Genomic DNA, 26,238 nt, shown 5'->3' on the forward strand with positions numbered 1-26,238 from the left:
AGCCAGTTGTGCCGATGAATATCCCTAATCTGATTACCGTTCTACGCGTCCTGCTCATCCCGATCTTCATTTTGCTGTTCTATCTGCCTTACGAATGGAGTTACATGGCCTCCGCCTCGGTGTTCGCCTTCGCGGCCGCCACCGACTGGCTCGATGGTTATCTGGCGCGCCGACTGGAGCAGAGCACACCCTTCGGTGCGTTTCTCGATCCGGTCGCCGACAAGCTGATGGTGGCTGTCGCCCTGGTCCTGCTGGTGCAGGAACACGGCAATCTCTGGCTCACGCTGCCCGCAGCGGTCATCATCGGTCGTGAGATCGTGATTTCGGCGCTGCGCGAATGGATGGCCGAGCTCGGCGCCCGGGCACAGGTAGCAGTTTCGAATCTGGGCAAATGGAAAACCGCGGCGCAGATGCTCGCGCTGGTGATCCTGCTGGCCCATCCAAAGGCGTTCAGCTTCTGGGTCGTGCTCGGTTATACGCTGCTGATGGTCTCTGCAGGGCTGACCCTGTGGTCGATGGTTCAATACCTTCGCGCCGCCTGGCCGCACCTGAAGACCGATGTCGAAAAGAAATAAAACTTTTTTGAATCAAGGGGTTGACGGGGCTTCTTAATTCTATAGAATGCGCCACACCAAGCGGGAATAGCTCAGTTGGTAGAGCACGACCTTGCCAAGGTCGGGGTCGCGAGTTCGAGTCTCGTTTCCCGCTCCAATTTGTACAGTGTTTGTTGTTGCGCTACTGACAGCGAATACTTTGAGGCCGAGTAGCAAAATGGTTATGCAGTGGATTGCAAATCCACCTACGCCGGTTCGATTCCGACCTCGGCCTCCACTATTGAAAACCCCGTAGATCAATGATCTACGGGGTTTTTTGTTGTCTGCAAGAAAGTTGGGTAATCCTCGACCAATGAACAGGGCTACTCAGTCAGGCACGCCCCGGTCTTGATATGGGTAACGCCCTCAACAGTCAGATTCGAGAAAAAGATACAGCCGATAAGCCGTGCGAACAGCGTCAATGTTTCTGCCATATCCGGGTTGTCGAACAGCACAGACCTTGAATCCAAAGCACACAGTGCGCCCCACAATCTGCCATCCGGCAGGAAAACAGGCGCGCCTGCGTAGCTCTCGATCGAATACTGCTTCACCACAGGACGTGACGAAAGTCGTCCATCCTGGCTGATTTGTGGAAGGAAGAGGGCTTGAGGATTTCTGCGAAACTCACTGCAAAGCGTGGTTTCCAGATCCAGCGTATCACCGACGTTTATCCCCAGTTCGATCGGATCGTAGGCGGAACAGACGATCCACTCGGTTTCCGTGAATTTGGCAATGCCGGCAAAGCGCGTACCGGTCAGACGGGTGACAAGCTGCAGGATGTTGGTGGTCGCTTCGATCTCGGCGATCGCGGAGCGCTCCTCGGGGCTCAAGGACGCTTTGAGAACGGTGTCACTCATTTGCATAGGGTCAAATCTCCTGATTGCTGGTACATCCCTGAGCTGGGCTCTGGTGACGTGTTGTGGAAGTCAGCGCCCGTGGGGGCGGGGTCGTGGTGAAAGGTGCAGGCTTGTTTGGTCCAATCGCTGATTCCGGCGTCATCGTTTAGCGTAGACACCTCGGCGAGTTATGGGTTGCTTCTTCATATCGCCAACGCAGAAAAATCTCTGGCCTGGGATGCGAAAGCAGTGGTAACCTTCTGATCTTATTGATGTTTCGCTTTAATTACGTGCCCGGTTGCCTCGATTTACCGGCAGCTTCGGCTCTACTTCAAGCAGGCTTCGTAGCTCAATGATTCCAATGACTTTTTGCTAATCAGTCGCCAGCAAGATTTAGTCTTCAAATCGACCACTGCGAACTTGCTTCACCGGGACGTCATGTATATATTCCCCGCTCGGCTTTTCAAGCAGCCATCCTGTCAGGATCGCAACCGCAAGGCTGAGCAACGCAACACCGCGCTACCGCCCGAATGGCGAAACTGGTAGACGCATGGGACTTAAAATCCCCCGCTCGTAAGGGCGTGCCGGTTCGATTCCGGCTTCGGGCACCATCTTTCAACAAAGGCCTGCGAGCGAAAGCGACGCAGGCCTTTGTGCATTTCCGCTTCCCTGTTTTTGCGCTCTCCGCCTCGGGAGCGATGTTCGAAATCCGGAACTGCCAGCCCTTCGCCGATGCCGAAATAGCAACGACAACGACGAGGGCAGACACATGACTGACGAAAAAACCGAAGCGCCGGAAGATCTCCCCGATGAACCGACCCCTGCGCATTCCACTGAAGAAGAGCGCGAGCGCTTGAAAGACTTCAACAAGGACGGGATCCCGCCGGGGAGTTGCTGATCACAAGGAGTCAGGCGTTTCCCCGACGTCTGACTCTTTAACTCCCAGCGGCACTCGACTCGACCTGCGTCACCAGTTCCCCGCTGATCGCATCGACCATGGCCGGATGCTCCTCTGCTGCCACGCGTAAATCCTCGGTGACCCGCAACTCTGCACCCGTCGGCGAAAAAGTCGCTGCCGCTGCGAAGGGGGCAGGGTTGGCCGGCACCGGGCGTTTGCCGCGGCGCCAGAAGAAAAAGCTGACCATGCACAGATTGACCATTGCGAATACCCAGAACAGGCCGTTGGCGCCGAACGAGTTCATCCCCGGCGAGATCATCATCGGGCTGATGGCCGAGCCCAGCGAGTTGATCAGCAGCAAACCCTGAATCATCGGCACCAGCGCTTCGGCGGGGGCGCGGTCGGCGGCGTGGCTGACGGCAACCGGGTACAGCGCGAACACGCCGCCACCAAGCAGAAACAGCATCGCTGCGAGCATGGTCGAGGACAGCGGCATCAGCACGATCACCAGCGATAACGCAGTGCACGCCACCGCCAGCAGGGTCAGCACTTGCAAGCGATCCGTGCGGTCGGACCAGCGGCCGACCGGGTACTGCAGAAGCATCGCGCCGAGGATCGTCCAGGCCATCATGCTGCCGACTTCACCGACATCCAGACCGCTGCGTTGCAGATACAGCGGCAGCAAGGTGTAGATCGCCGCGATGGTCACCCCCGAGCCGAAACAGCCGACCAGCCCGGTCGGCGTTACGCCCAGCAGTTGTCGAGGCTTGAGCGGCTCGACCTGATCGAGCAGCGGCGACACCCGTGGCAGGATCACGATCGGCAGCACCGACAGCGCAGCGAGCATGCCGGCGACCATGAACGGCGCGCTGTCGCTCATGCCGGTGATGGTTCCCAGCGTGGCCTGGCCCAAAACGCCGGCGCCATAGAGGACGATCATGTACAGCGCGAGCAAGCGTCCGCGGATCTTCTCGTCACCCGCCAGCAGCAGCCAGCTTTCGATCACCAGAAACACCCCGACCGTGGCCCAGCCATTGATCAGGCGCAGGACGAGCCAGCCCCAAGTGTCATAGAACAAGCCCTGCATCAGGATCGTCACGGCAATCAGCGAGGCGAAGCTGCCGTAGGCGCGAATGTGGCCAATGCGCAGGATCAGCCGGTCATTGAACACCGCGCCCAAGGTCAGGCCCATGAAGTAGGCCGATGAAACAATCCCGATCATTGTCGCCGAGGCACCGGCGGCGTCCAGGCGAAGGGTGGTCAGGGAGGAAAGAAAACCGTTGCCCAGAGCAATAATGAACAGCCCGAGCAGGGGCGCCAGCGCCATGGCCAGCAAACGCGGAGACATAAAAACCTCAAGAAATCGAACAGCGCAACGTGCGCCTCTGCGCGTGCGGTTGCCAGGCTGGAACAGGTGTTGGGCAAGTGTCTGCCGGTCGGGCAGGGTTGTGGTGTCGGACGACATGGCCGCCCCTCTAGTTCGCGTCTGCGACAAGACAGCCGAATGCAGGTGCGCGCGGGATTCTAAGGCTTGTGCAGGATTTGCCAATAGCTGAAGGCTGCGACGTTAGGACGCAGGCCTCAGAGACTGTCGATCCGCCCCAATGGGCGCCGCATCAAGCCTTGAGAAACCTCGCGGCGCAACTGACGAACAGCAACAGCAACACCACGCCACCCAGCGCGAAGACCAGCGAACTGAAATGGGCGAGCATGCCGATGAACGCCGGCCCCATCAGAATCCCCGCGTAGCCCATGGAAATGATCGCCGGAATGGCCGTGCGCTGCGGCATGCGCTGTTGCCGACCGGCGGCGCTGAATAATACCGGGACGATGTTCGAGCATCCGGCGCCGACCAGCGCGTAGCCCAGCAATGACGCCGGCCAGCCATCGAACACCAGTGAAACCAGCATGCCGACTGCCGCGCAGATGCCGCCCAGTGTCACCACGCGAATGCCGCCCAGTCGTCTGACAATCGCGTCTCCGGTCAGCCGTCCCAGCGTCATTGCCGCGGCGAAACAGGCGTAGCCCAAACCTGCGTAACTCGCTGGCATATCGCGCTGTGAAGCCAGAAACACCGCGCTCCAATCGAGCATTGCGCCTTCGGTGAGGAACACGATGAAGCAGAGGATCCCCAGTAGCAGGACGATTCCGCGCGGAATCGCGAAGATCGGCCCGTCGCGTTCGGTGCCATAAGGCAACAGGTTCGGCGCGGCCTTGTACAGCGAGGCAACGATGATCGCCACCAGGCACAACACCGCCAACAGCGGATCGAGCCCGAGGCTGAGCATCGCCGTCATCGCGCCAGCACCGGCGATCCCGCCCACGCTGTAGAGCCCGTGGAAACCCGATTGCAGGGTTTCGCCGCTGTTCTTTTCGACGATGATCGACTGGATATTGATCGCGCAATCGAGCATGCCCATGCTCGCGCCGAACAACAGCACGGTGAGCGCCAGCCCGGGCAACCCCGCCAAATGGCTCAACATCGGCAGCACCGCACACAAGACCAGGGTTGAAGCGATGATCACCGGGCGGCAGCCAAATCGCGCGGTCAGGTAACCGGCGAACGGCATGGCCACGATCGAACCGATGCCAAAGCCCAGCAACAACAGGCCCAGACCACCTTCGTCCAGGCCGGTGCGCGTTTTTACCAGCGGAACCAGCGGCGCCCACGCCGACATGACGATGCCTGTGATCAGGAAAACGATCCGCGTGGACGCGCGTTCGCCGTGGTTTTCGCGAATTGCCAGAGACGAGGTGCATCCACTCATGGACAGATGCGCCAATCAACCAACCGACTTCAACGAAATCGGCCCTTTCAGCCGATCCATCATCGTCGCGCAGTACCAGTCATCGAACTGACAGACCCCGGTCTCGGCGGTTTCCGAATACGGGCCGGGTTCGTAGGAAGGCGAGGTCACCCCGCGTTGGGTGCCTTCGACCAGCGTGCGGTCCTGATCGTTGGTGGCAATCCACACTTTGGTCAGGCGCTCGATATCGTAGTCAACGCCTTCCACGGCCGTGTTGTGCACCAGCCATTTGGTGGTGACCAGTGTTTCGGTAGCGCTGATCGGCAGCACACGGAAACTCAGTGCATGGTCGCCGAGGAAATGGTTCCAGGTCGACGGGTAGTGGAAGTACAGCAGCGCGCCGATGTCGGCTTCGGAGGTTTTGTCGAGGCGACCATTGACCGCCGGCTTGCCGTCCATGGTGTAGCTGACGGCGCCGGATGAAAGCGGGATGCGCGTCATGCGGAACTGGCCATTGATGTCCATTACCAGACGGCTGGGTAATCCGGCCTTTTCGCACTTGGCCCAGTACGCCGACAGCTCGGGATCATCTTCACCGCTGATGCCACCGACTGACAGGTTATCGACAAACGAATGCAGGAGTTCTGGGTGTGAGCCGTCGCAGTGATAGCACTCGCGATTGTTTTCAAATACCAGTTTCCAGTTGCCTTTCTCGACGATGTTCGACTCGAACGCGACTTTGCAGTTCTCGAGGTAGTGCGGCGCGATGAAAGGGCTGACGGCTTTGCGGAAACCGTCGAAGTCCGGCGCCTTGGCGGCCACGCAGACATAAATGTAGGTATCGACGATTTCGCAGTGCACGCTTTTCAGGTTGTATTGCGATTTGTCGAAGTCCTGCCCCATGTTGCCAGCGAACAACAGGTTGCCATCCAGCTCGTAAGTCCACTTGTGATACGGGCAAACCATCTTCGCCACTTTGCCATGGTCGGCCTCACAGATTTTCGCGCCACGGTGCCGACAGGCGTTGTGAAAAGCCCGAACCTCACCGTCCTTGCCGCGAACGACGGCCACCGGGTAGTCACCAATCTGCAGGGTGAAGTACTGCCCCGGTTTGGTGATTTCGAAGGTGTGGCCGGCGAAGATCCAGTCCTTGTGCCAGATCTGCTCAAGATCCTGACGGTAAACGTCCTCACTGCGGTAGAGCGCGCCCGGCAGCGAATGCCACGGCTTGCGTTGTGCGATCAGGTCATAAACGCTTTGCTTGTTGTTCATTGTTATCCTCCCAGGACTTCGATCTTGAGCGGTCACCTTTAACCGTGACTTTCTACATAAGCGAACGATAAGCCTCAGCCTATCGGGCGCAGGACAAACGCCACAACCGACATTTGCTGCGGGCAATTAATGATTTGCGGTTATCGATGGACGGTTCACGGTGACGACGGTATCGCTTGAAAAACAGGCTGCAGGGCGGTGATCGCGCAGCGGGCCTGGGCGATGTCCCTGATCGCCGTTTTCACAGCGGTACTGCGCTCATGGCCGAGACCCTGAGCGAACAGATCAAACTTTTGCTGCAGCTCTTCGACGCTCAAAGGCGTGTGCGGATCGCCGCGCGCAGCGGTGATCGGGCTGACCAGCACTTGGCCATTTTTCAAGGTAATGCTCAGCCGCGAGAGGATTTCCTCTGGGAATCGCGCCGAGATATCGGCGGCTTCAACGATTTCGATGCGGGCGCTGAGGGCGAGAATATCCGGCGCAGAAATAGCCGAACCGGTGACTTCCTCAGGGCCGACCTTGCCTCTGACAACCAGCGCTGCCAGCGGAAATGCGAGGGCGTATTGCGCCTGATCGGCATCCTTCGGCGAATGCCCCTGCAGGCACATCGATTCATAAAACGTTTCCACCCGGATGTTTTCGATCGAATCGGCAGCAAGCAGCGGATGTTGCCGTTGCAGCTCGAGCATCGCCGTCAGCGCCGTCAGCGCCGGCTGCGCCCAGCGGCAGACCGGCCAGGGCTTGAAGTACTGGCTGTCGATTTCCCAACGCTGACCGAGGTCGCGCCAGTGTTCCGCGACCGTAACGTCTTCGACCGTTTCCGCCGGCGCCCCGGTGATGCCTTCCATGGCCATGAACAGCGCGTTCAGACCGGCGAATGCGCCTGCGCCGTGGGCATCACGCAGCATCGTCGGCGCCTGCACCACGCGCATCATCGGGCAACGCGCGCTGAAGTATTCGGCAATGCCCAAAGCGTGGCGAAAGGTGGCCTCATCCAGACCCAACAATCGCGCCCCGGCGCAGACCACCCCCAGCGCGGAAAAGCCACCGGAAGCGTGATAGGTGGGCGAGGTCGCCATCAGTGCCGAGCCGGCACGCAGTGCGGTTTCGTAACCAATGCACAGAGCGCTCAGCAGCTCATGCCCAGTGATGGATCGGCCCTGATGATGCAGCGCATCGGCGAGGGCAAGCACGGCGGGTACCACGGTTGCCCCGGCATGGCCCTTGGATTTGAAGTGGCCTTCATGGGCATCGAGGCTGTCAGCGCTGAATCCGCCGGCCCAGGCTGCGCCGAGCACATTGACGCGCTGCCCGGCAAAGATCAGGCGACTGCTGTAGAGACCGGCCGGATAGTGCCGTTCGGCAAACCGGCGCATGGCGACAGTGGTGCCATTGCTCGCCGCGCCGGCCATGACACCGATGATGTCCAGCAGACTGTTTTGCACGATGGCGCGGGTTTTCTGCGGAGCGTCGAGAAAATCAAAATCGCGAGAGAATTCGAAGAGTGACATGCAGCAAGCCCTTCCTGTGTGTTGAGCGCGACCGTGCTTGGTCGGCGCCGCTCAACAATGGGTCAGGCGAGGGAGCTGCTCCAGCGACATTTTCGTCGGGCTATTGATAACCAAAACGCCCGACGCTGGCGCAGCGCAGATCAACGGCGGGGAAACTTCGCCAGAATCCATTCGCGAAAGCGCCGCAATTCATCTTCATTGTCGGAATTTTCCCGGCAGCTCAAGTAGTGCCAACTGTTGCGCAACTGCACCTGTTGCTCGATCGGTCGCACCAGCAGGCCTTGCTGCACCAGCGAGGTGACCAGATGATTCCAGCCGAGCGCGATGCCTTGGTGAGTCAGGACCATGCTGATCAGCAGGTTGTAATCGTTGGCGTTGAAGATCTGCGGACTGTTGGTCGGGCGGTCGTCGATATCGATCGCCTGAAACGCCAGCCACACGCCCCAGTCGACGTGTTCGGCGACCTGCGAGCGGCCGTAAGGGCTGAGGTTGAGCAACGCTGAATCGCGCACGCCCTCGATGGTGGAAATCTCCGGGTGCTGCTCCAGGTACTGCGGCGTGCACACCGGGTAGATCACGTCGTGGCACAGCGGATAGCTTCTATAACCTTCGCGGATCCGCGAAATCTTGGTGATGAAAATGTCCGGCTGCACGCCGGGCTCCATGGTCAGGAAGTTCTGCGTGGTGATCAGATTGAGTTCGATGTCCGGGCACTGAGCGAAGAATTCCTGCAAATGATTCGACAGCCACAATGCGGAAAAGGCCGGTGAGCAGCAGACCGTGAGCACCTTCTTGCTCGACTGGCTGCTGCGGATGCGTTCGGCGGCCTGGGCGATGTTGACGAACGACAATTGCGCGGCATCGAAGAACACCGCGCCGGCGGCGGTTAGTTCAACCGCACGACCCACCCGGGTAAACAGCTGTGCGCCCAGATAGCTTTCCAGCTCACGGATCTGCCGACTGATCGCCGCTTGCGAAACGCACAACGCCTCGGCGGCGCGGGTGAAGCTTTCGTACTTGGCGGCCGCGACAAATGCCTTCACAGCCCGCAAGGACGGCATTTTCAACAGGATGGTGTCAGGGTCGACATGCTTGGTCATTCGTACACTCTCCTAACGATACAGCTCCCCAACGAAGCGCGAGGAGGGTAACGGAACGCTCTTCGCAGGGCCACGCCAGCGTCGCTTTGGGAATAGACCCGGTCGCTCACGGTGCGAAGCCGAAGGATCAGCCATGGCCGACCCTGCAACCGATAACCCGACGTTATCGAATTGTCCCTGTAAATGTAGTTGGATTAAGCGAGGTGATGCTAATAGATTTGCAACATCCCCTCTTTCCTGGGCACCCAAAAATAATAAAAGGAAACCCGTCGTGAAGACATTTATTGATTACTGCTGCCGTTCAAACATGGTTTCACTCAATTGCTCGTCGTTTAAAGCGATCGAAGTGCGGCACGAAGGAGGCATGGTATGACAAGTTCCGACGAGATCATCTGCGTAAAGAATGTTTTCAAAGTCTTCGGCAATCAGCCAGCGCTGGCCATGAAGATGATTGAAGAGGGCGCCTCGAAAGCTGAAGTATTCAAAAAGACCGGTCAGGCAATTGGTGTATTCGACGCCAACTTTTCCGTTCGCCGAGGCGAAATCTTCGTGATCATGGGTTTGTCCGGCTCCGGCAAATCGACCATGGTCCGCCTGTTCAACCGGTTGATCGAACCGACCTCCGGCAAGATCTTCCTTAACGGCAAGGAAATCACCGGTCTGGCCGACAAGGATCTGCTGCAAGTCCGCCGCAAGGACATGGGCATGGTCTTCCAGTCGTTCGCCCTGATGCCGCACATGAGCGTGATCGACAACGTCAGTTTCGGTCTGGAAATCAGCGGCGTCAGCGAGAAAGAACGCTACTGCCGGGCCATGGGCGCACTCGAGCAGGTCGGGCTTTCCGGCCAGGAACTCAGCTTCCCCCATCAACTCTCCGGCGGCATGCAGCAGCGCGTCGGCCTGGCCCGCGCACTGGCCAATGATCCCGCCATTCTGCTGATGGACGAAGCCTTCTCTGCACTCGACCCGATGATTCGCAGCGAGATGCAGGGCGAATTGATCAAGCTTCAGGCCGAGCAGGATCGCACTATCATTTTCATCTCCCACGACATTGAAGAAGCGGTGCGCATCGGCCATCGCATCGCGATCATGGAGGGCGGGCGCGTGGTGCAGATCGGCACGCCGCGTGAACTGCTGTGCAATCCGGTGAATAAATATGTGAGGGATTTCTTCAATGGTTTCGACACCAGTCGAATATTGAAGGCCGGCGATATCGCTCAGCAGGATTCGAATGTTGTTTATTTGCCGGGCAGTCAAGTAACCATCAAGGCTGAAGCCTCATTGCGCGACATCTTTCATATAGTCGCGGCTTCGGCAACGCCAATGCCGGTAGTGGATGAAGTTGGACTTTATAAAGGTTCGATTTCCCAGGGGCATTTACTGAGCTGCCTGAGTAACAGCTGAACTCCGAACAGTCAGAATTGATTAAGCAGTTTCTGCGGGCGAGGTAGCACCATGTCAGATTTCAATATTCTGGATCCTTTCCAGAGCATCAATATTCCCTTCGGTGCGTGGGTCGAAACCGCGCTCAAATACCTGGTCGGTAACTTTCGCGAAGTATTCCGCTCGATCCGCTGGCCGGTCGACCAGGTTCTCGACGGCGTGCAGTGGAGCCTGTTGTCGGTGCCGCCGACGGTGTTCATCATCATTGCCGGGCTGATCAGTTGGCAGATCGGCGGCAAACGCATCGCTCTTTTCAGCGTCGCCACGCTCACCGGCCTCGGCCTGATCGGCGTGTGGAATGACGCCATGGTCACTCTGGCTCTGGTGCTGACCTCGCTGTTGTTCTGCGCGGTCATCGGCATTCCGCTGGGCATCCTCTGTGCGCGCAGTGATCGCACGGAAATGATCATCCGCCCGGTACTCGACGCCATGCAGACGTTGCCGGCATTCGTCTATCTGGTGCCGGTGGTCATGCTCTTCGGCATCGGCAACGTCCCCGGGGTGATCGTCACCATCATCTTCTCGGTCGCGCCACTGGTGCGCCTGACCAACCTCGGCATCCGTCAGGTGCCCGCCGACAAAGTCGAAGCGGCGAGGGCCTTTGGCTGCACAGCCACGCAAATGCTGCTGAAGGTGCAATTGCCACTGGCGGCGCCAACGATGATGGCCGGGCTCAACCAGACGCTGATGTTGTCGCTGTCGATGGTGGTGGTCGCCTCGATGATCTCGGTGGGCGGTCTCGGCTTGATGGTGTTGAGCGGCATCGGTCGCCTCGACATGGGCCTAGCCAGTGTCGGCGGCGCCGGGCTGGTGTTGCTGGCGGTGTTCCTCGATCGATTGACCCAGGCCATGGGTGAACGCAGCAGTGACCTGGCCACCGGTCAGCGCTGGTATGAGAGCGGCCCGGTGGGGCTGCTGATGAAACTGAAGAAAAAGAAGACCGTTGCACGTCCCGTGACCAATTGAGTTTGCCTGCTCACCCATAAACACTTTCAAGCGTGGTGAAACATGAAACTGACAACTCTCAAGAAAAGCCTGATGGCGTCGCTGTTCGCTACATTGCTGTGCTCGGCGGTCCACGCGGCAGATGCCAACAAACCGGGCGCCGGTGTGTCGATCACGCCGATTTTCCCGAGCATCGCCGAAGAGCGTTTTCGCGGTGAGGTGGTGCTCGCCGGACTCAAGGAATTGGGCTACGACGTCAAAGCGCCGAAAGAAGTCGATTACCCGGCCATGTTTCTCGCGCTGTCCTACGGCGATGCGGATTTCACCGTGCATGAATGGGAAAACCTGCACCAGGCGTTTTATGAAAAGGCCGGCGGCGACGATGTGATGGTAAAAGTCGGGCAGGTCATGAAAGGTGTGCTGCAGGGCTACATGATCGACAAGAAGACCGCCGACGCCTACCAGATCAAGGACCTCGCCGATCTGAAGAAACCGGAGATCGCCAAACTGTTCGACAGCAACGGCGATGGCAAGGCCGACCTGACGGGCTGCAACCCGGGCTGGGGCTGCGAAATCATGATCGAGCATCACATGAAAGCCTATGGTCTCGGCCCGACCGTGGTGGATAACCGCGGCTCGTATTTCGCCTTGATGGCCGACACCATCGCGCGCTATCAGCAGGGTAAACCGGTGTTGTTCTTCACCTGGGTGCCGCAGTGGATTGCCGGCGTGCTGGTGGAAGGGCGCGATGTGGTCTGGCTGCCAGTGCCGTTCACCTCGCTGCCGGATGGCAAGGAAAGCAAAGACACCTTCCATGACGGCAAGAACCTCGGGTTCCCGGTGGACACGATCAATGCCGTGATGAACAAGGAGTTCGCCGAGAAGAACCCGGTGGCGCGCAAATTCCTCTCCGAGGTCAGCATCCCTCCCAGCGCGGAAAGCGAGCAGAACCTGCGCATGCAGAAGGGTGAAAAATCCCTCGCCGACATCAAGCGCCACGCCGCGGAATGGATCAAGGCCAATCAGCAGGCTTATGACGGTTGGTTGAGCGACGCACGCGCGGCGGCGAAGTAATCGGTTCGACCACAGTGTGCGGCGGCTCAGCCCGTCGCCCACGTTACGGTCGCAGGTGTCAGTGAACGGCGAGTGAGTGAGCGAAGATGGAAACCTTTCAGAGCCCGTTGAAGCAGCAAAACACCGGCTTTCGCCAGTCCGCATCCGTCTCCGGACAAGCGCGCGTGGTGCGAGTGGCCTTCGTATTGCTGGACCATTTCTCCCTGACGACGCTTTCCACGGCAATGGATGCATTGGCCACTGGCAACCTGATTTGCGGCGAAACGCAGTACCGGATCTCGACCTGGTCGCTTCAGGGCGGATCGGTCGAAAGCGATGTCGGCGTGCCGGTGTCTTCGCAACGACTGGTTGCAGAAGGCTTCAACCATGACGCGGTGATCGTGATCGGCGGTCAGCGCGTCAGGCTGGCAGCGCATCTGCTGCTGCGCCGTGTGCTGAAGAAAACCGCGGGCAAGGGCATCGTTGCCGGATGCTGGAATGCGGCGTTCCATCTGGCTGATGCAGGGTTGCTCGGCGCCGAGGAGTTCGCCTGTCACAGCGACAGTTGCGGTCTGATCGGCGAGTACTTCCCGCAGTTGAAAGCGTCCAGCCGTGAATTCATCTTCGCTCAGCGCCGAGCCACCTGCGCCAACGCTCACTCGGCTCTGGATATGACCCTGGCGATCATGCAGGAACTGGGTTCGCGTAACGATGCGACGCTGTTAGATGAAATCAGAAGGGTGCATCAGCCGGCACGGGGCAAACCTGCGATGACTGCCGACGGTGTTCGGCCTGCAGCGATTCCCAGGCCGCTGAACATCGCCATCGACCTGATGGAAAACAACATCGAGGAGCCGATGGAAATTGATGCCATCGCCAGCCATGTCGGAGTGTCGCGCCGGCAACTGGAGCGGCGGTTCGCGCGCTATCTGAATGCCGCGCCCAATCGCTATTACCTGGAGTTGCGCCTGACCCGGGCGCGGCAATTGATTGTGCAAAGTGATCGCTCGATGACCGATGTGGCACTGGCGACGGGATTTGTCAGTTATCCGCACTTCTACAAGCGCTTCAAGGATCTGTTCGGCTTACCGCCGATGACGTTCAGGGATTACTACTACGCCGGCGACGCTGCCAGCAGCGGGCGTTATGCCGTAGCCGCCAACTACTGAATAACGCGCGCGAACTGACTGTTTGCGCCAGTAACGGTTTTTATCAGTTCCGGATCAACGCCACTGCGTGCGTTCGCTTTGTGCCGCGTGCGTTTTGCAACTTCAACGATTAACGGTTCAACACTATGAAAGTCAGTTCATTACCCGCCGACGATGACAGTTGTGGCTGGTTTCATCTGAGCAAACCGCGCAGCCCCGAGCCTGCGCACCGTGGGCAGCGTTCGGCGCGGTGGGTGATCATCGGCGCCGGCTTCACCGGACTCGCCTGCGCGCGGCAACTGGCGTTGAATTTTCCCGACGACGAAGTGGTATTGGTCGAAGCGCAGGAAGTTGGATTGGGCCCCTCGGGACGCAATGCCGGTTTTGCCATTGATCTGCCGCACGATATTGGTGCCGATGATTACATCGGTGATATCGCACTGGCCCGGACCAGTCTGAAACTCAATCTGGCCGGCCAATCGATCCTGCGGGATCTGGTCGATCAATACCGCATCGACTGCCAGATGAAGGCGTGCGGCAAATATCAGGCAGCCGTGGAGAATCGCGGTATCGCCGTGCTTGATGCCTATCGCCGCGGTCTGGAAAAGCTCGACCAGCCGTTTCAAATGATCGACGCCGATGAATTGCCGGAACATCTCGGTACGCATTTCTATCGCAAGGCGTTGTTCACGCCGGGCGCGGTGTTGCTGCAGCCTTCCGGGCTGGTCAAAGGCTTGGCCGATAATCTGCCGGCCAACGTCACGCTGTATGAGCGCACGCCGATTCTCGAAGTGGAGTACGGCGCGAAGACCGTGCTCAGACATCCCCACGGCAGCATCACGGCCGACAAACTGATTCTGGCGAACAACTCGTTCGGCATGCGGTTTGGTTTCCTGCAGGGACGCATGTTGCCGATCTACACCTACGCCAGCATCACCCGGCCGCTGACCGAGGAAGAGCAGGCGCGCCTGGGCGGCAAACCGTTCTGGGGTGCCATTCCGGCAGACCCGTTCGGCACCACGGTACGCCGCACGCCGGACAACCGCTTGCTGATCCGCAACAGTTTCACCTTCAACCCCGACGGCCGCAGCAACCGCAAATACAACGAGCGCTTCGTGCGTCGGCATAAGGCCTCGTTCGACCAGCGTTTCCCGATGCTGCCCGACGTCACGTTCGACTACACCTGGGGCGGCGCGCTGGCCATGTCGCGCAATCACAACGGCTTCTTCGGTGAGCTCGCGCCCAACGTCTATGGCGCGCTGGGCTGCAACGGCCTCGGCGTCACCCGCGGCACCGTCACCGGCAAGTTGCTGGCCGACTGGCTGGCCGGCCAGCGCGACGGACTGATCGATTTCCTCTTGCAGACGCCCGGCCCCAACAGCAACCCGCCTGAACCGTTCCTCTCGCTCGGGGTGAACATGAACCTCAAGTGGGGGCAGTACCGCGCCGGCAGAGAAAGCTGAAACACCTGAAGCCCGAATCCTGAATATTGAACCCTGGAGAAAACGCGATGAACTTTGATGGAATCTTTACCCCGGCCATTACCCCGTTGTCCGCCGATGGCCAGATCGACTATGCGGCGTTCTCCGAGGTGATCGAATACCTGATCGAGTCCGGGGTGCACGGCATCGTGATCGGCGGGTCGACCGGCGAGTATTACGCGCACACCGCAGAGGAGCGGGTCGCCGTGGCCCGGCGCGCGAAAGAGGTGATTCGCGGGCGCCTGCCACTGGTGGTCGGTACCGGCGGCATCCGTACCGAGGATTCGGTGTACTTCGCCGAGCAGGCCAAGGCATTGCAAGCAGACGCGATCCTGGTCGGTTCACCGCCCTATGCCTTGCCGACCCAGAAGGAGATCGCCGCCCACGTGCTCGCCGTGGACAAGGCCGCCGGTCTGCCGATCATGCTTTACAACTACCCGTCGCGGATGGGCGTGGCGATGGGCGACGAGTTCTTCGCCGCCATTGCCGACTGCAAGAACATCGCCGCGATCAAGGAAAGCTCGGGCGAGACCAGCCGCCTGCATCGTCTGGCTCACTCGCACCCGCAGATTCAGTTGTCCTGCGGCTGGGATGATCAGGCGCTGGAGTTCTTTGCCTGGGGCGCGCGCAGCTGGGTCTGCGCCGGTTCCAACTTCATCCCGCGTGAACACATTGCGCTGTACGAAGCCTGTGTTCTGGAGAAGAACTTCGACAAGGGCCGGCGGATCATGTCGGCGATGTTGCCGCTGATGGATGTCCTCGAAAGTGGCAAGTTCGTCCAGTCGATCAAGCATGGCAGCCAACTCAGCGGCCTGCGTGCCGGCGGTGTTCGCGCGCCGCTGCAAGCGCTTGAGCCTGCCGAGAAAGAGCAACTGCAAAGCGTGATTGAAACCCTGCAGAAGAACGTCGCGCGCATCGTCGAGGAGGCTTGAAATGGCAGACCTGCTGAGTAAAGAGCAATACCGTGAACTGGCAGCCACGCTTGAGTTTCGCCATCAGGCATTCATCAATGGCCGGTTTTGCCCGGCAAAATCCGGCAAGACGTTCACCACGACCAATCCGGCCACCGAGCAGGTGCTGAGCGAGATTGCCGCGTGTGATGCCGAAGATATCGATCAGGCCGTCGCCGCAGCGAAAGCAGCGTTCGATGACGGCCGCTGGCAGTCACTCGCACCCTCGGCGCGCAAGTCGGTGTTGCTGCGCTTTGCCCAGTTGCTGGAGGACAACGCCCATGAACTGGCGGTGCTGGAAAGCCTCGACAGCGGCAAGCCGATCCGCGAATGCCAGACCATCGACGTGCCGGAGACCATCCATACCTTGCGCTGGCACGCCGAGCTGATCGACAAGATTTACGACGCCACGGCGCCGGTCGGTTCTGGCGCGGTGACCATGGTCGTGCGCGAGCCGATCGGCGTGGTCGGGCTGGTGCTGCCGTGGAATTTCCCGCTGCTGATGCTCGCCTGGAAAATCGGCCCGTCGCTGGCCGCAGGCTGTTCGATCGTGGTCAAACCGGCCAAGGAAACCACCCTGAGCACCTTGCGCGTTGCCGAACTGGCGCATCAGGCGGGGATTCCCGCCGGCGTGTTCAACGTCGTCCCCGGCGGCGGTAAAGAGGCCGGCGAGCCGTTGGGTCGGCACCCCGACGTGGCGATGGTCAGCTTCACCGGCTCGACCGACACCGGGCGGCTGTTCCTCAAATATTCCAGCGAATCCAACCTCAAGCGCATCGTGCTGGAGTGCGGAGGCAAGAACCCGGCGGTGGTGATGAACGATGTCGAAGACATCGATGTGGTCGCGCAGCATGTGGTCAATGGCGCGTTCTGGAACATGGGCGAAAACTGCTCGGCCTCGTCGCGGCTGATCGTCCACGCCGACATCAAGGAGGAACTCTTGCAGCGCATGCAGATGCACCTCGGCGACTGGAAAATGGGCGACCCCCTTGACCCTGAGAACCGCTTGGGTTCGATGATCAGCAAGGCGCATTTCGACAAGGTGCGTTCGTATCTTGATCTCGCCCGCGATGAAAACCTCAACGTGCTGGCGGGCGGCCAGACCCGCAACGATATTTTCGTCGAGCCGACCATCGTCGATGGCGTCAGCCGCGACAGTCGCCTGTTCCAGGAAGAGATCTTCGGCCCGGTGCTGAGCGTCACGACTTTTCAGACCGTCGATGAGGCCATAGCGCTGGCCAACGACACGGCTTATGGATTGGCCGCTTCGGCGTACACCGGCAACCTGCGCCACGCGCTGAAACTGTCGCGCGGTATTCGCGCCGGGATCGTCACGGTCAATTGCTTCGGCGAGGGCGATGCCTCGACGCCGTTCGGCGGCTACAAGGAATCGGGTTTCGGCGGCCGCGACAAGTCGATCTGGGCGCACGACCAATACACTGAACTGAAAACCATCTGGATCGACGCGTCGTAATTGGCGTTTAGATTTACCCGAGGGCCTGCCAGCACACCCTGCGCAGGCCCTGCGCGTATCAGCCGCCTAGGTATGCGAAATCAACAGATCACTGATGGGCCCTTGGTCGGCGCGGACAGTTGCAGCGAGCCATCCGGCAGCACCGTGACAATACTGGGAAACTGCGCAATGGCCTCGGCGCCGTTGAGTTCAAGTGCAACCGGGTTGGTTGCCGAGACGGGAACCAGAGTGGAGAGGGTGAGATTGCTGATATTTACGGCCATGGTTTCTACTCCTGACGATAAAAATCATTGGCGCTTCAAGCCTTAGGTAACTCCTGAGCCGCACATTTGCCTGCGCGGACTTTCACCACCTCTCGGACTCAGCAGCATGGCGACGCACGCGGCCGCCGCAAAAACACACAAGGCAACGATCACGCCAGCAGCCTCCAGCACCGCGCCGAAGATCGGCGTGCCGGCGGTCTGACCGAGTGCCAACAGCAAAAACGGAATGCCCAGCCCCAGGTCCGGGCGATCCGGCAACAGGCTGATGCCTTGCAGCAGATAAACCCCTGACGAAACGATATACGCCGCGCCAAACAGGCACATCGCTGCAAGGCCCAAGCCGGCCGAGACGGAAGCAGCGGCGAGCCCCAGCGTGCCGAGGGCGATGCCGGCCAGCGCCAGATGCTGCATGCGTGCGACACCGAAGCGCCCTGTGAGCACGCCGGTCATGCAGCCGCTGATCCCCGCCGCGCCCAACACGATCCAGGCCCATGCAATCGACTGATCGCTGAAACTGGCCTGGCTGCGCAGGATATCGGCGCCGAATGTCCAGACCGCGGTGCTCGCCAATCCCATCAGGAAAGCGCTGGCGCACAACGGCAGCACACCGGGCCGACGCAGCATGAGCAGCGAAAAACTCTGCGAGGCCTCATGCTGAACCCGGCGCGGGACGGCAAACCACAGCCAGAGCGTGACGCCGATGCCGATCAAGGCAAACAGCGCATACAGCTCGCGCCATTGCCCGGCGGCCGCGATCGCGGCCAGGCCGGAAAAAACGATACCGACCGCCGTCCCGGCATTGATAAAGCCATTCGCTCGCGGGCGATCCGCATCGACCAGACGCGCCGCCACCGCACTGGCCAGTGGCGGCGAGGTCAGACCCGTGCTCAATCCCGCCAGCGCCACGCCGCAGCCCAACGCCAATCCCGACGAAGCGATAACCACCAGGCCCATCCCCAGCGTTGCAGCCGCGCCGGCCATTACCGTCAACCCGCGCGGACTGACCTTGCCGTTGCAGACAAACGTCGCAACGATGCCTACGCAATAAGCGGCAAAAGCGCTGCCGCCGATCCAGCCGGCAGCGGACACGCTCAGCGCCAGATCCTGACGGATCTGCGGCAGCAACAGTCCATAAGCGAAGCGCGCCAGGCCATAGGACAACGCCGTCAGCGCGAACGCGGCCGCGACCAGATTGAGGCTGCGTCGATCAAGACTCACGATGAAAGCGTGCCGATGGCGCGAGGGTCGTATGAATAGTCAACGCCGCACTCGCAGGTGCACTCCGGGCCGGCGCACCCGGAGGTGGAAGGATCATTAGCCATCAGTGTCCTCGAGATTGTCTGTTGCTGAAGTCGTTACCGCTTCTGATAACGGACCTGCCTCTGGGTTTGATGATTTTCCACCGTACCCGATGGATGGTAGAGCAAAGGGCGAGGGCAGCACCCCGTTCAGCGGCGTCAGTGCGCCAGCATGTTGTGGTGGATGCTGCCCATGCGAAAACCTGCACCACACCCGACGCGACGACCACCCAGGCGGTGACGCTGCGCGGCAGGGTCGGGTACATGACCAGGCCAAAGGGAATCACCGTCAGGATCACCGAAATGATGAAACCGACCATGTACGAACGACTGGTGCCATGGCTGGTGCCGGCACTGCTATGAATCGGGCTCTGGTTATACGGCGACGTGGAAATGTTCATCAGCGTCTACACCGCGACCGGCGAATGCGCCTACGAGCGCATCAGGAAACTGCCCGGCATCGAATGGGCGGTCGAGGATGCGCTCAAGCGCGGTATCGATCAGGCGGAACGCATCGCTGGCGGCGAGTCCGGGCGATTAACGTGTGCCGACGCGCACGGTCACGACAATGAATGACCGTGCGCAACGTTCAATTGGCCTGGCGCACGTCGACCTGCCCAAGCTGATTGCACTGCCAGCGCCAGGCATCGGCGAGCATGCACGGCAATGAGCGGCTCGCCTGCCAGTCCAGTTCTTCGAGGGCTTTATGCGGGTCCGCCCAGCACTGCGCGATGTCGCCCGGGCGCCGCGCTTCAATACGCAACGGGATCTTGATACCAATGACCTGTTCGAACGCGCTGACCACCTCCAGCACCGAATAGCCGCGCCCGGTACCCAGGTTCCAGACGCTCATGCCATGGCGATCGCGCAAGGCGTCGAGCGCGCAGACATGACCGAGCGCAAGATCGACCACGTGCAGGTAATCGCGAATACCGGTGCCGTCCGGAGTCGGGTAATCGTTGCCGAACACTGACAGCTGCGCGCGTCGACCACTGGCGACTTCCAGCAGATAGGGCAGCAGGTTGTTGGGCGTGCTGGTGGGCGCCTCGCCGAGCAGGCCGGAAGGATGCGCACCGATCGGATTGAAATAGCGCAGCAGACCGATCGACCAGCGCGGGTCGGAGCTGGCGACACTCTTCATGATGTTTTCCGACATCAGCTTCGACATGCCGTAGGGATTGGTCGGCTGGCCGGTGGCGCAGTTTTCGTTGATCGGCAGGGTGGCGCAGTTGCCGTAAACAGTGGCCGATGAACTGAACAGCAGATGGAACACTCCAGCCTCGGCCATGGCCTGGCACAAGGTCAGGCTGCCGCCGACATTGGTGTCGAAATAGCGCAGGGGCTCGCGCACGCTTTCACCGACCGCTTTCAACCCGGCGCAATGCACCACGGCATCGATCGGGTAATCGTGCAAAAGGTTATCGAGCAGTCGTCGATTGCGCACGTCACCCTGAATGAACTCCGGTCGTTTTCCCGCCAGAGTACTGATGCGCTCGATCGCTGCGCGCTGGCTGTTGCACAAGTTGTCGAGAATCAACACGTCCACGCCCTGGCCCAGCCACTCCAGTGCGACGTGCGCACCAATGTATCCCGCACCACCGGTAATCAAGATCATGCGCCCGTCCTCCCAAGTACTGCCATCGGCCGATGGCTTTGTGCATGGTTTCGAGGCGCCTGTGCGGCGGCAAAAACCATGTTGTCCTGGACGGTAGGGGATGGATTGTCCGGCGAGTTCAACTTCGTTTGCCAGCCGGTATGTGCAGTTCATCGGCTGCGCCCATGGTTGGGCTGAACGACGTGTGAACGCCGCTATTCCAACCTTCAAGAGCCTTACGGCCTCATCGAGAAATGCCCTGCACTTGCAGTGCCGACAAGTGAGACGGCCCGGTGGCTCGGCACTGTGTCGACTTGTTTCCCCGATGAGGAATTTTCGCCATGAACCTTGCAGAACAACCCGAGGCGCTCGCACTGGCGAGTGCGCAGAATGCTCTCGAAACATCCCTTCAGGTGCGGCCCACGCTGGTGTGCCTGTCGCATTTGCGCTGGGGCTTTGTCTATCAGCGGCCGCAGCACGTCATGTCGCGATTGGCGAAACACTACGACGTGGTGTTTTTCGAGGAACCGGTATTTGCCGAAGACGCCACGCCCAGACTGGAAATTTCGAATCCGGGGGAGGGGATAGAAGTCGCGGTGCCACAGTTGCCGATTGGCATGAGTGGCGAGGCAATTGAGCAGGCGCAGAGGCAATTGCTCGATGAGCACCTCGCCGGCCACGTTCAGGGCGATCTGCTGCTGTGGTACCTCACGCCGATGAGCTTGCTGTTTACCGAGCACCTCGACGCTCGCGTCACCGTCTATGACTGCATGGATGAACTGTCGGCGTTCATGGGCGCGCCCGCGCAATTGATCGATATGGAGCAGCAACTGCTGGCCCGCGCCGACGTGGTGTTCACCGGTGGCTACAGCCTGTGGGAGGTCAAGCAACGCCAGCACGGCAATGCCTATCCGGTGCCGAGCAGCGTCGACATCGCGCATTTCGCCGCGGCGCGGCAGGCATTGCCGGAACCGCCGGATCAGGTAGGGATCGCGCGGCCACGCCTGGGCTTTTTCGGCGTGATCGACGAACGCTTCGATATCGAGTTGATCGAGCGCGTGGCGACGATGCGCCCTGACTGGCAGATCGCGCTGATCGGGCCGGTGGTGAAGATTGATCCGCAGACGCTGCCGCAACGTCCGAACATTCATTATCTGGGTTCGAAGCAATACACCGAACTGCCGGATTACCTGGCGGGTTGGGACGTGGCGCTGATGCCGTTCGCCCTCAATGCGTCCACGCGCTACATCAGCCCGACCAAGACCCCGGAGTATCTGGCGGGCGGTTGCCCGGTGGTGTCGACGCCGATTCACGACGTGGTCAGCGGCTACGGCGAGAGCGGCGCGGTGTTCATTGCCGCCACTGCCGAGGCTTTTGTCGAGGCGATCGAGAAAGCTTTGGCACTCAAAGGCACGCCGGAATTTCTGCAGTGCGCCGATGCCGCCATCGCTGGCATGTCGTGGGACAACACCAGTCGCTTCATGCAGGAGCAGATCGAATGCCTACGATAAGCCTGGAGCGCGCAAAGTCCTGCCCATCCTACGACTACCTGATCGTCGGTGCCGGGTTCGCCGGTAGTGTCATCGCCGAGCGTCTGGCCGAAGGATTGGGCCGTCGGGTATTGCTGATCGACCGGCGCCCGCACATCGCCGGCAATGCCTACGACCACTACGACGCCGCCGGCGTGATGGTGCATCGTTACGGTCCGCATATCTTTCACACCAATGCCCAGCGCATTGTCGACTACCTGTCGCGCTTCACTGAATGGCGACCTTACGAACATCGCGTCCTCGCCCAGGTAGACGGCCAACTGCTGCCGATTCCGATCAATCTGACCACGCTGAACAGGCTCTACGGCTTGTCGATGTCCTCCGAGGAAGCCGAGGTGTTCCTCGCCGAGCGCGCCGAACCGGTGGCGACCATTCGCACTTCCGAAGATGTGGTGGTCAATCAGATCGGCCGTGAACTCTACGAGAAATTCTTTCGTGGCTACACGCGCAAGCAGTGGGGGCTGGATCCGTCGGCGCTGGATAAATCGGTGACCTCGCGCATTCCGACGCGAACCAGCGAAGACGACCGCTATTTCGGCGATACCTTCCAGATCATGCCCATGGCCGGCTACACGCAAATGTTCGAACGCATGCTCGATCACCCAAACATCGATCTGTTGCTCAGTACGGATTTCAAGGCTGTGCGCGACGAGGTGAAGTACGAGCATCTGATCTACTGCGGCCCGATCGACGAATACTTCGATTTCCAGCTGGGCCACTTGCCGTATCGATCCCTGCGTTTCGAGCACCAGACACTCGAACAGGAACACTATCAGCCGGTAGCGGTGGTGAATTATCCGCACCCGGACGTGCCGTACACCCGCATCACTGAATACAAACACCTGACCGGGCAAACGCACCCGTGCACCAGCATTACTTACGAATATCCGTGTGACGACGGCGACCCGTATTACCCGGTGCCCCGGGCGGAAAATACCGAACTTTACAAACGCTACCGCGCACTCGCCGAGCAGACGCCGAACGTCACGTTCCTTGGGCGGCTGGGCACCTACAAGTACTACAACATGGATCAGGTGGTGGGGCAGGCGCTGGCCCTGTATCGGGATATTCAAGCGGCGCAGGCACCCGCCATTGCCGCAACCGAGACCGATGCTTCATGACCGCGCAGCCGAAAGGCGACGAACCCGAGCCCGGCGCAGGCGCTCATTCGATCTTCAGCAGCTTCGTCATGGCCGGTTTCGAATGTTCCAGTCAGCGCCGCCAGGATGGTCGGCGCCTGGACCTGCTGGCCGACACCGGACACGCGCGCTGGGTGGACAAGGATTACCAGCGACTGAGCGGGTTGAACATTCGTTGTGCCCGCGACGGCTTGCGCTGGCACCTGATCGAACGCAGCCCCGGTCGCTATGACTGGAGCAGCTTCGTGCCGATGCTCAAAGCCGCGCAAGCGCAGCAGGTGCAAGTGGTCTGGGATCTGTGCCATTACGGTTATCCGGATGACCTGGATTTCTGGCGCCCGGCATTCGTCGAGCGTTTTGCCCGTTTCGCCGCTGCTGCAGCGACGGTGATGCTGGACGAGGGCGTCAGCGTGCCGTTCTACTCGCCGATCAATGAGATTTCGTTCTGGAGTTGGGCGGGGGGCGAGGTCGCGTACTTCAACCCGACCGCACGCGGGCGCGCGCAGGAACTCAAGCATCAACTGGTGCGGGCGAGCATCGCTGCGATCGAAGCGATTCGCGAACGGGCGCCCCATGCTCGGTTCGTCCAGTGCGATCCGTTGATCCATGTGATCGCCGGCTCCAGGCGCAGCGACGATATCGAAGCGGCCGAAGCCTATCGGCTGTCGCAATTTCAGGCGTGGGATCTGCTCACTGGCCGTGAATGGCCCGGCCTGGGCGGGCAGGAGCATTACCTGGATATCATCGGCGCCAATTTCTATGCGCATAACCAGTGGTATTACCACGGCCGGCGCATCCTTCGCGGCGAGCGCGACTTCCGACCGTTGTCGGGCATGCTCAAGGAACTGCACCAGCGTTATCAGCGGCCAATACTGATCGCTGAAACCGGGGCCGAAGATGAAGAACGCCTGCCGTGGCTGGCTTACATCCTTGATCAGACGCTGCTGGCCCTCGAACGCGGTGTGCCGGTGCAGGGGATCTGCTGGTACCCGTTTCTCGATTACCCAGGCTGGGATAACGGCCGGTATTGCCCGACCGGAGTGTTCGGCTACCCCGATGGCGAGGGCGAGCGCGCGGCATTTCACCCGCTGCACGTCGAGCTGGCGCAGGTGCCCGAGCGGGTTGCCGCCTGTTTGCGCAGGGTCAATGGCGGGCACATTGAGGGGCGCGGGAGATGAACTTCCAGCAAATGCGCGATGAGCCCTTGCCGGCGTCGGCCGCTGCCTTCTTATGGCGCTACATCAGAATTCGTCCGGCGCACTTCATCGCCATGGTCGCACTGGTGATGGGCGCGGCGTGCTGTGCGGTGGTGGTGCAGTACGGCATGAAACTGCTGGTCGATGCCATGGCCGCCGGGTCGGCGGCGGACCAGGTCTGGCACGCGTTTGGCCTGTTCATGGCGTTGATCGTGATGGAAAACCTGCTGTGGCGCCTCGGCGGCTGGGTCGGCTGCCACACTATCGTCGGCAGTTGCGCCGATCTGCGCGTGGACCTGTTTCATCATCTGACCGGCCACCCGATGCGCTATTTCAAGCGGCACTTCTCCGGCTCGCTGGCCAATCGCGTCTCGGCGATCGGCGCTGCTGCCGACAAGGTCTATGGCGGGTTGACCTGGCGCATCGTGCCGCCGTGCGTGGATTTCATCGGTGCCGTGGCTTTGCTGTTGGCGGTGCACGGGGGCATGGCACTGGCCCTGGTCGGCTGCGTGATCGTGGTCGCCGCGCTGATCACCGTGTTCGGCGTGCGCGGCCGCAGCCGGCACATTGCTTTTGCTTCGCAGTCGGCGCGGGTCGGTGGCGAGATTGTCGATCTGGTGTCCAATGTCTGGACGATCAAGGCGTTCTCCGGGCGGCAACGCGAGCGTCTGCGCCTGGAGCGCGAGATCGGCATCGAGGCCGATTCGCACCGTAGCAGCTGGATGTACATGGAGAAGGCGCGGGTGCTGCACGACATCTGCCTGACCGTGATGGCGGGCGGCATGCTCGGCTGGGCGATCCTGCTCTGGCGAGCGGGGCAGGTCACGGCGGGCGATGTGGTGATGGTCAGCGCGTTGACCTTTCGCATCCTGCACGGTTCGCGCGAACTGGCGCTGGCCCTGGTGGAAACCAGCCAGCAGATGGGTGTCATCAGCGAGACGCTGGGCATCGTCGCCCAGCCCCACGAACTCAGCGACACCGCGGAAGAACTGGCGCCGACCCGTGGCCATATCAAGATGCTCGACGTGGGCTATGCGTACCCGGACGGGCGCAAAGTCTTCGAGCATTTTTTCCTCGATATCCCGGCGGGACAAAGCGTCGGCATTGCCGGCACTTCGGGCTCGGGAAAATCGACGTTGCTCGGTTTGCTGCAACGCCTGGATGACGTGCGCAGCGGGGTCATCCTGATCGACGACCGCGACATCCGTTCGGTCAGCCAGGACAGTTTGCGCCGGCAGATCGCCGTGGTGCCGCAAGAGCCCACGCTGTTCAATCGCAGCATTCTGGAAAACATCGGCTACGGCCAGCCCCATGCCACCGAACAGCAGATCATCGCAGCGGCGCACCAAGCGTTTTGCGACGAATTCGTCCAGGCGCTACCGCAGGGTTATCACACCCCGGTCGGTGAGCGCGGAGTGACCTTGTCCGGTGGTCAGCGCCAGCGTCTGGGGCTGGCGCGAGCGTTTCTGAAGGACGCACCGATCCTGATTCTCGACGAGGCGACCTCGGCACTGGATTCCGATTCGGAAGCGATCATCCAGCGTGCACTGAGCAACCTGATGCGCGGCAGGACAGTCCTCGCGGTGGCGCACCGCCTCTCGACCATCGCCAATTTCGACCGGGTGCTGGTGCTGGAGGACGGCGAGATCGTGCAGGACGGCACGCCGCAGGAGTTGCGCGAAAGTCAGGGACGGTTCCGCACGCTCTGGCAGATGCAGGCGATGGTGCACAACCGTTGAACGCGGGC

The 26,238-nt window shown here is 60.6% G+C and carries 23 protein-coding genes, 3 tRNA genes and 1 pseudogene; 17 read left to right on the forward strand and 10 right to left on the reverse strand.

Annotated elements, in window-relative coordinates; translation table 11 throughout:
* Nucleotides 1-14: 14 nt before the first annotated feature.
* The 3 genes from pgsA (at nt 15) to DCO47_RS02145 (ending at nt 831) form a co-directional block, all read left to right on the forward strand.
* Nucleotides 15-575 carry a CDP-diacylglycerol--glycerol-3-phosphate 3-phosphatidyltransferase gene (gene pgsA / locus DCO47_RS02135; protein WP_042610378.1) on the forward strand — a complete coding sequence of 187 codons (561 nt, stop codon included), beginning with the start codon at nt 15-17 and terminating at the stop codon, nt 573-575.
* 60 nt (nt 576-635) lie between these two features.
* A tRNA-Gly gene (locus tag DCO47_RS02140) sits at nt 636-711 on the forward strand.
* A 46-nt stretch (nt 712-757) separates the two neighbouring features.
* Nucleotides 758-831 (forward strand) — tRNA-Cys (locus tag DCO47_RS02145).
* A gap of 85 nt (nt 832-916) precedes the next feature.
* On the opposite strand, the gene DCO47_RS02150 is transcribed toward DCO47_RS02145, so the two are convergent.
* A complete protein-coding gene (locus DCO47_RS02150) occupies nt 917-1,450 on the reverse strand; it encodes a GAF domain-containing protein (protein ID WP_371919855.1) in 534 nt (177 codons plus the stop codon).
* A 503-nt stretch (nt 1,451-1,953) separates the two neighbouring features.
* Here DCO47_RS02150 and DCO47_RS02155 point away from each other — a divergent pair.
* Together DCO47_RS02155 and DCO47_RS27190 are read left to right on the forward strand one after the other, a co-directional pair.
* Nucleotides 1,954-2,040: transfer RNA gene (locus DCO47_RS02155), tRNA-Leu, on the forward strand.
* A 158-nt stretch (nt 2,041-2,198) separates the two neighbouring features.
* Nucleotides 2,199-2,327 carry a hypothetical protein gene (locus tag DCO47_RS27190; protein ID WP_256590071.1) on the forward strand — a complete coding sequence of 43 codons (129 nt, stop codon included), beginning with the start codon at nt 2,199-2,201 and terminating at the stop codon, nt 2,325-2,327.
* A 37-nt stretch (nt 2,328-2,364) separates the two neighbouring features.
* On the opposite strand, the gene DCO47_RS02160 is transcribed toward DCO47_RS27190, so the two are convergent.
* The 5 genes from DCO47_RS02160 to DCO47_RS02180 form a co-directional block, all read right to left on the reverse strand.
* Nucleotides 2,365-3,792 (reverse strand): MFS transporter, encoded by a 1,428-nt coding sequence (locus DCO47_RS02160; protein ID WP_371919853.1) that lies wholly within the window; start codon nt 3,790-3,792, stop codon nt 2,365-2,367.
* Between the two features lie 151 nt (nt 3,793-3,943).
* A complete protein-coding gene (locus DCO47_RS02165) occupies nt 3,944-5,095 on the reverse strand; it encodes an MFS transporter (RefSeq protein ID WP_116657351.1) in 1,152 nt (383 codons plus the stop codon).
* A gap of 15 nt (nt 5,096-5,110) precedes the next feature.
* On the reverse strand, nt 5,111-6,346 hold the full coding sequence (locus DCO47_RS02170; RefSeq protein ID WP_116657352.1) for an aromatic ring-hydroxylating dioxygenase subunit alpha: 1,236 nt from the start codon (nt 6,344-6,346) through the stop codon (nt 5,111-5,113).
* A 155-nt stretch (nt 6,347-6,501) separates the two neighbouring features.
* On the reverse strand, nt 6,502-7,857 hold the full coding sequence (locus tag DCO47_RS02175; RefSeq protein WP_116657353.1) for an MmgE/PrpD family protein: 1,356 nt from the start codon (nt 7,855-7,857) through the stop codon (nt 6,502-6,504).
* A 140-nt stretch (nt 7,858-7,997) separates the two neighbouring features.
* On the reverse strand, nt 7,998-8,957 hold the full coding sequence (locus DCO47_RS02180) for a LysR family transcriptional regulator (RefSeq protein ID WP_042610383.1): 960 nt from the start codon (nt 8,955-8,957) through the stop codon (nt 7,998-8,000).
* Nucleotides 8,958-9,326: 369 nt separating this feature from the next.
* Here DCO47_RS02180 and DCO47_RS02185 point away from each other — a divergent pair, with 369 nt between their 5' ends.
* From DCO47_RS02185 to DCO47_RS02215, 7 genes are all read left to right on the forward strand, one after another.
* A complete protein-coding gene (locus tag DCO47_RS02185) occupies nt 9,327-10,361 on the forward strand; it encodes a glycine betaine/L-proline ABC transporter ATP-binding protein (RefSeq protein ID WP_064361750.1) in 1,035 nt (344 codons plus the stop codon).
* A 51-nt stretch (nt 10,362-10,412) separates the two neighbouring features.
* Nucleotides 10,413-11,366, forward strand: coding sequence for a glycine betaine/L-proline ABC transporter permease ProW (proW, locus tag DCO47_RS02190; protein WP_116657354.1), 954 nt, complete (start codon nt 10,413-10,415; stop codon nt 11,364-11,366).
* A 42-nt stretch (nt 11,367-11,408) separates the two neighbouring features.
* Nucleotides 11,409-12,419 carry a glycine betaine/L-proline ABC transporter substrate-binding protein ProX gene (proX, locus tag DCO47_RS02195; RefSeq protein WP_042610386.1) on the forward strand — a complete coding sequence of 337 codons (1,011 nt, stop codon included), beginning with the start codon at nt 11,409-11,411 and terminating at the stop codon, nt 12,417-12,419.
* 86 nt (nt 12,420-12,505) lie between these two features.
* Nucleotides 12,506-13,567 carry a GlxA family transcriptional regulator gene (locus DCO47_RS02200; protein ID WP_083352889.1) on the forward strand — a complete coding sequence of 354 codons (1,062 nt, stop codon included), beginning with the start codon at nt 12,506-12,508 and terminating at the stop codon, nt 13,565-13,567.
* Between the two features lie 125 nt (nt 13,568-13,692).
* Nucleotides 13,693-15,009, forward strand: a complete 1,317-nt coding sequence (locus DCO47_RS02205) for an FAD-binding oxidoreductase (RefSeq protein ID WP_116657355.1) — start codon at nt 13,693-13,695, stop codon at nt 15,007-15,009.
* A 47-nt stretch (nt 15,010-15,056) separates the two neighbouring features.
* A complete protein-coding gene (locus DCO47_RS02210; RefSeq protein WP_116657356.1) occupies nt 15,057-15,959 on the forward strand; it encodes a dihydrodipicolinate synthase family protein in 903 nt (300 codons plus the stop codon).
* A 1-nt stretch (nt 15,960) separates the two neighbouring features.
* On the forward strand, nt 15,961-17,451 hold the full coding sequence (locus DCO47_RS02215) for an aldehyde dehydrogenase (RefSeq protein ID WP_116657357.1): 1,491 nt from the start codon (nt 15,961-15,963) through the stop codon (nt 17,449-17,451).
* A gap of 92 nt (nt 17,452-17,543) precedes the next feature.
* Here the strand turns inward: DCO47_RS02215 and DCO47_RS02220 are convergent.
* The 3 genes and pseudogenes from DCO47_RS02220 to DCO47_RS27485 all read right to left on the reverse strand — a co-directional run.
* A pseudogene (locus tag DCO47_RS02220) lies at nt 17,544-17,714 on the reverse strand (polysaccharide lyase family 7 protein); the annotation flags it as partial.
* A 42-nt stretch (nt 17,715-17,756) separates the two neighbouring features.
* Complete coding sequence (locus DCO47_RS02225) at nt 17,757-18,932, reverse strand: MFS transporter (protein ID WP_165839175.1); 1,176 nt, start codon at nt 18,930-18,932, stop codon at nt 17,757-17,759.
* Nucleotides 18,933-19,035: 103 nt separating this feature from the next.
* Entirely contained in the window at nt 19,036-19,413 is a 378-nt protein-coding gene (locus tag DCO47_RS27485) for a hypothetical protein (protein WP_317615030.1), read from the reverse strand.
* Here DCO47_RS27485 and DCO47_RS02235 point away from each other — a divergent pair.
* On the forward strand, nt 19,406-19,588 hold the full coding sequence (locus DCO47_RS02235) for a hypothetical protein (RefSeq protein ID WP_223259148.1): 183 nt from the start codon (nt 19,406-19,408) through the stop codon (nt 19,586-19,588). The two genes, DCO47_RS27485 and DCO47_RS02235, sit on opposite strands and share 8 nt — an antisense overlap.
* A 13-nt stretch (nt 19,589-19,601) precedes the next feature.
* On the opposite strand, the gene galE is transcribed toward DCO47_RS02235, so the two are convergent.
* On the reverse strand, nt 19,602-20,627 hold the full coding sequence (galE, locus tag DCO47_RS02240) for a UDP-glucose 4-epimerase GalE (RefSeq protein ID WP_116657359.1): 1,026 nt from the start codon (nt 20,625-20,627) through the stop codon (nt 19,602-19,604).
* A gap of 320 nt (nt 20,628-20,947) precedes the next feature.
* On the opposite strand from galE, the gene DCO47_RS02245 reads away from it, so the two are divergent.
* Genes DCO47_RS02245 through DCO47_RS02260 form a run of 4 tightly spaced genes read left to right on the forward strand, consistent with a single transcriptional unit; the run spans nt 20,948 to nt 26,230 of the window.
* Nucleotides 20,948-22,117 carry a glycosyltransferase family 1 protein gene (locus DCO47_RS02245; protein WP_116657360.1) on the forward strand — a complete coding sequence of 390 codons (1,170 nt, stop codon included), beginning with the start codon at nt 20,948-20,950 and terminating at the stop codon, nt 22,115-22,117.
* Nucleotides 22,105-23,277 (forward strand): UDP-galactopyranose mutase, encoded by a 1,173-nt coding sequence (gene glf, locus DCO47_RS02250; protein ID WP_083352883.1) that lies wholly within the window; start codon nt 22,105-22,107, stop codon nt 23,275-23,277. The genes DCO47_RS02245 and glf overlap by 13 nt, the downstream gene beginning before the upstream one ends.
* On the forward strand, nt 23,274-24,473 hold the full coding sequence (locus DCO47_RS02255) for a beta-glucosidase (protein WP_083352882.1): 1,200 nt from the start codon (nt 23,274-23,276) through the stop codon (nt 24,471-24,473). Before glf ends, DCO47_RS02255 begins: the two co-directional genes overlap by 4 nt.
* Nucleotides 24,470-26,230 (forward strand): ABC transporter ATP-binding protein, encoded by a 1,761-nt coding sequence (locus DCO47_RS02260; RefSeq protein WP_116657361.1) that lies wholly within the window; start codon nt 24,470-24,472, stop codon nt 26,228-26,230. The genes DCO47_RS02255 and DCO47_RS02260 overlap by 4 nt, the downstream gene beginning before the upstream one ends.
* Nucleotides 26,231-26,238: the final 8 nt, after the last annotated feature.

It is taken from the genome of Pseudomonas sp. NDM (assembly GCF_003105095.1).
GTDB lineage: Bacteria > Pseudomonadota > Gammaproteobacteria > Pseudomonadales > Pseudomonadaceae > Aquipseudomonas > Aquipseudomonas moraviensis_A.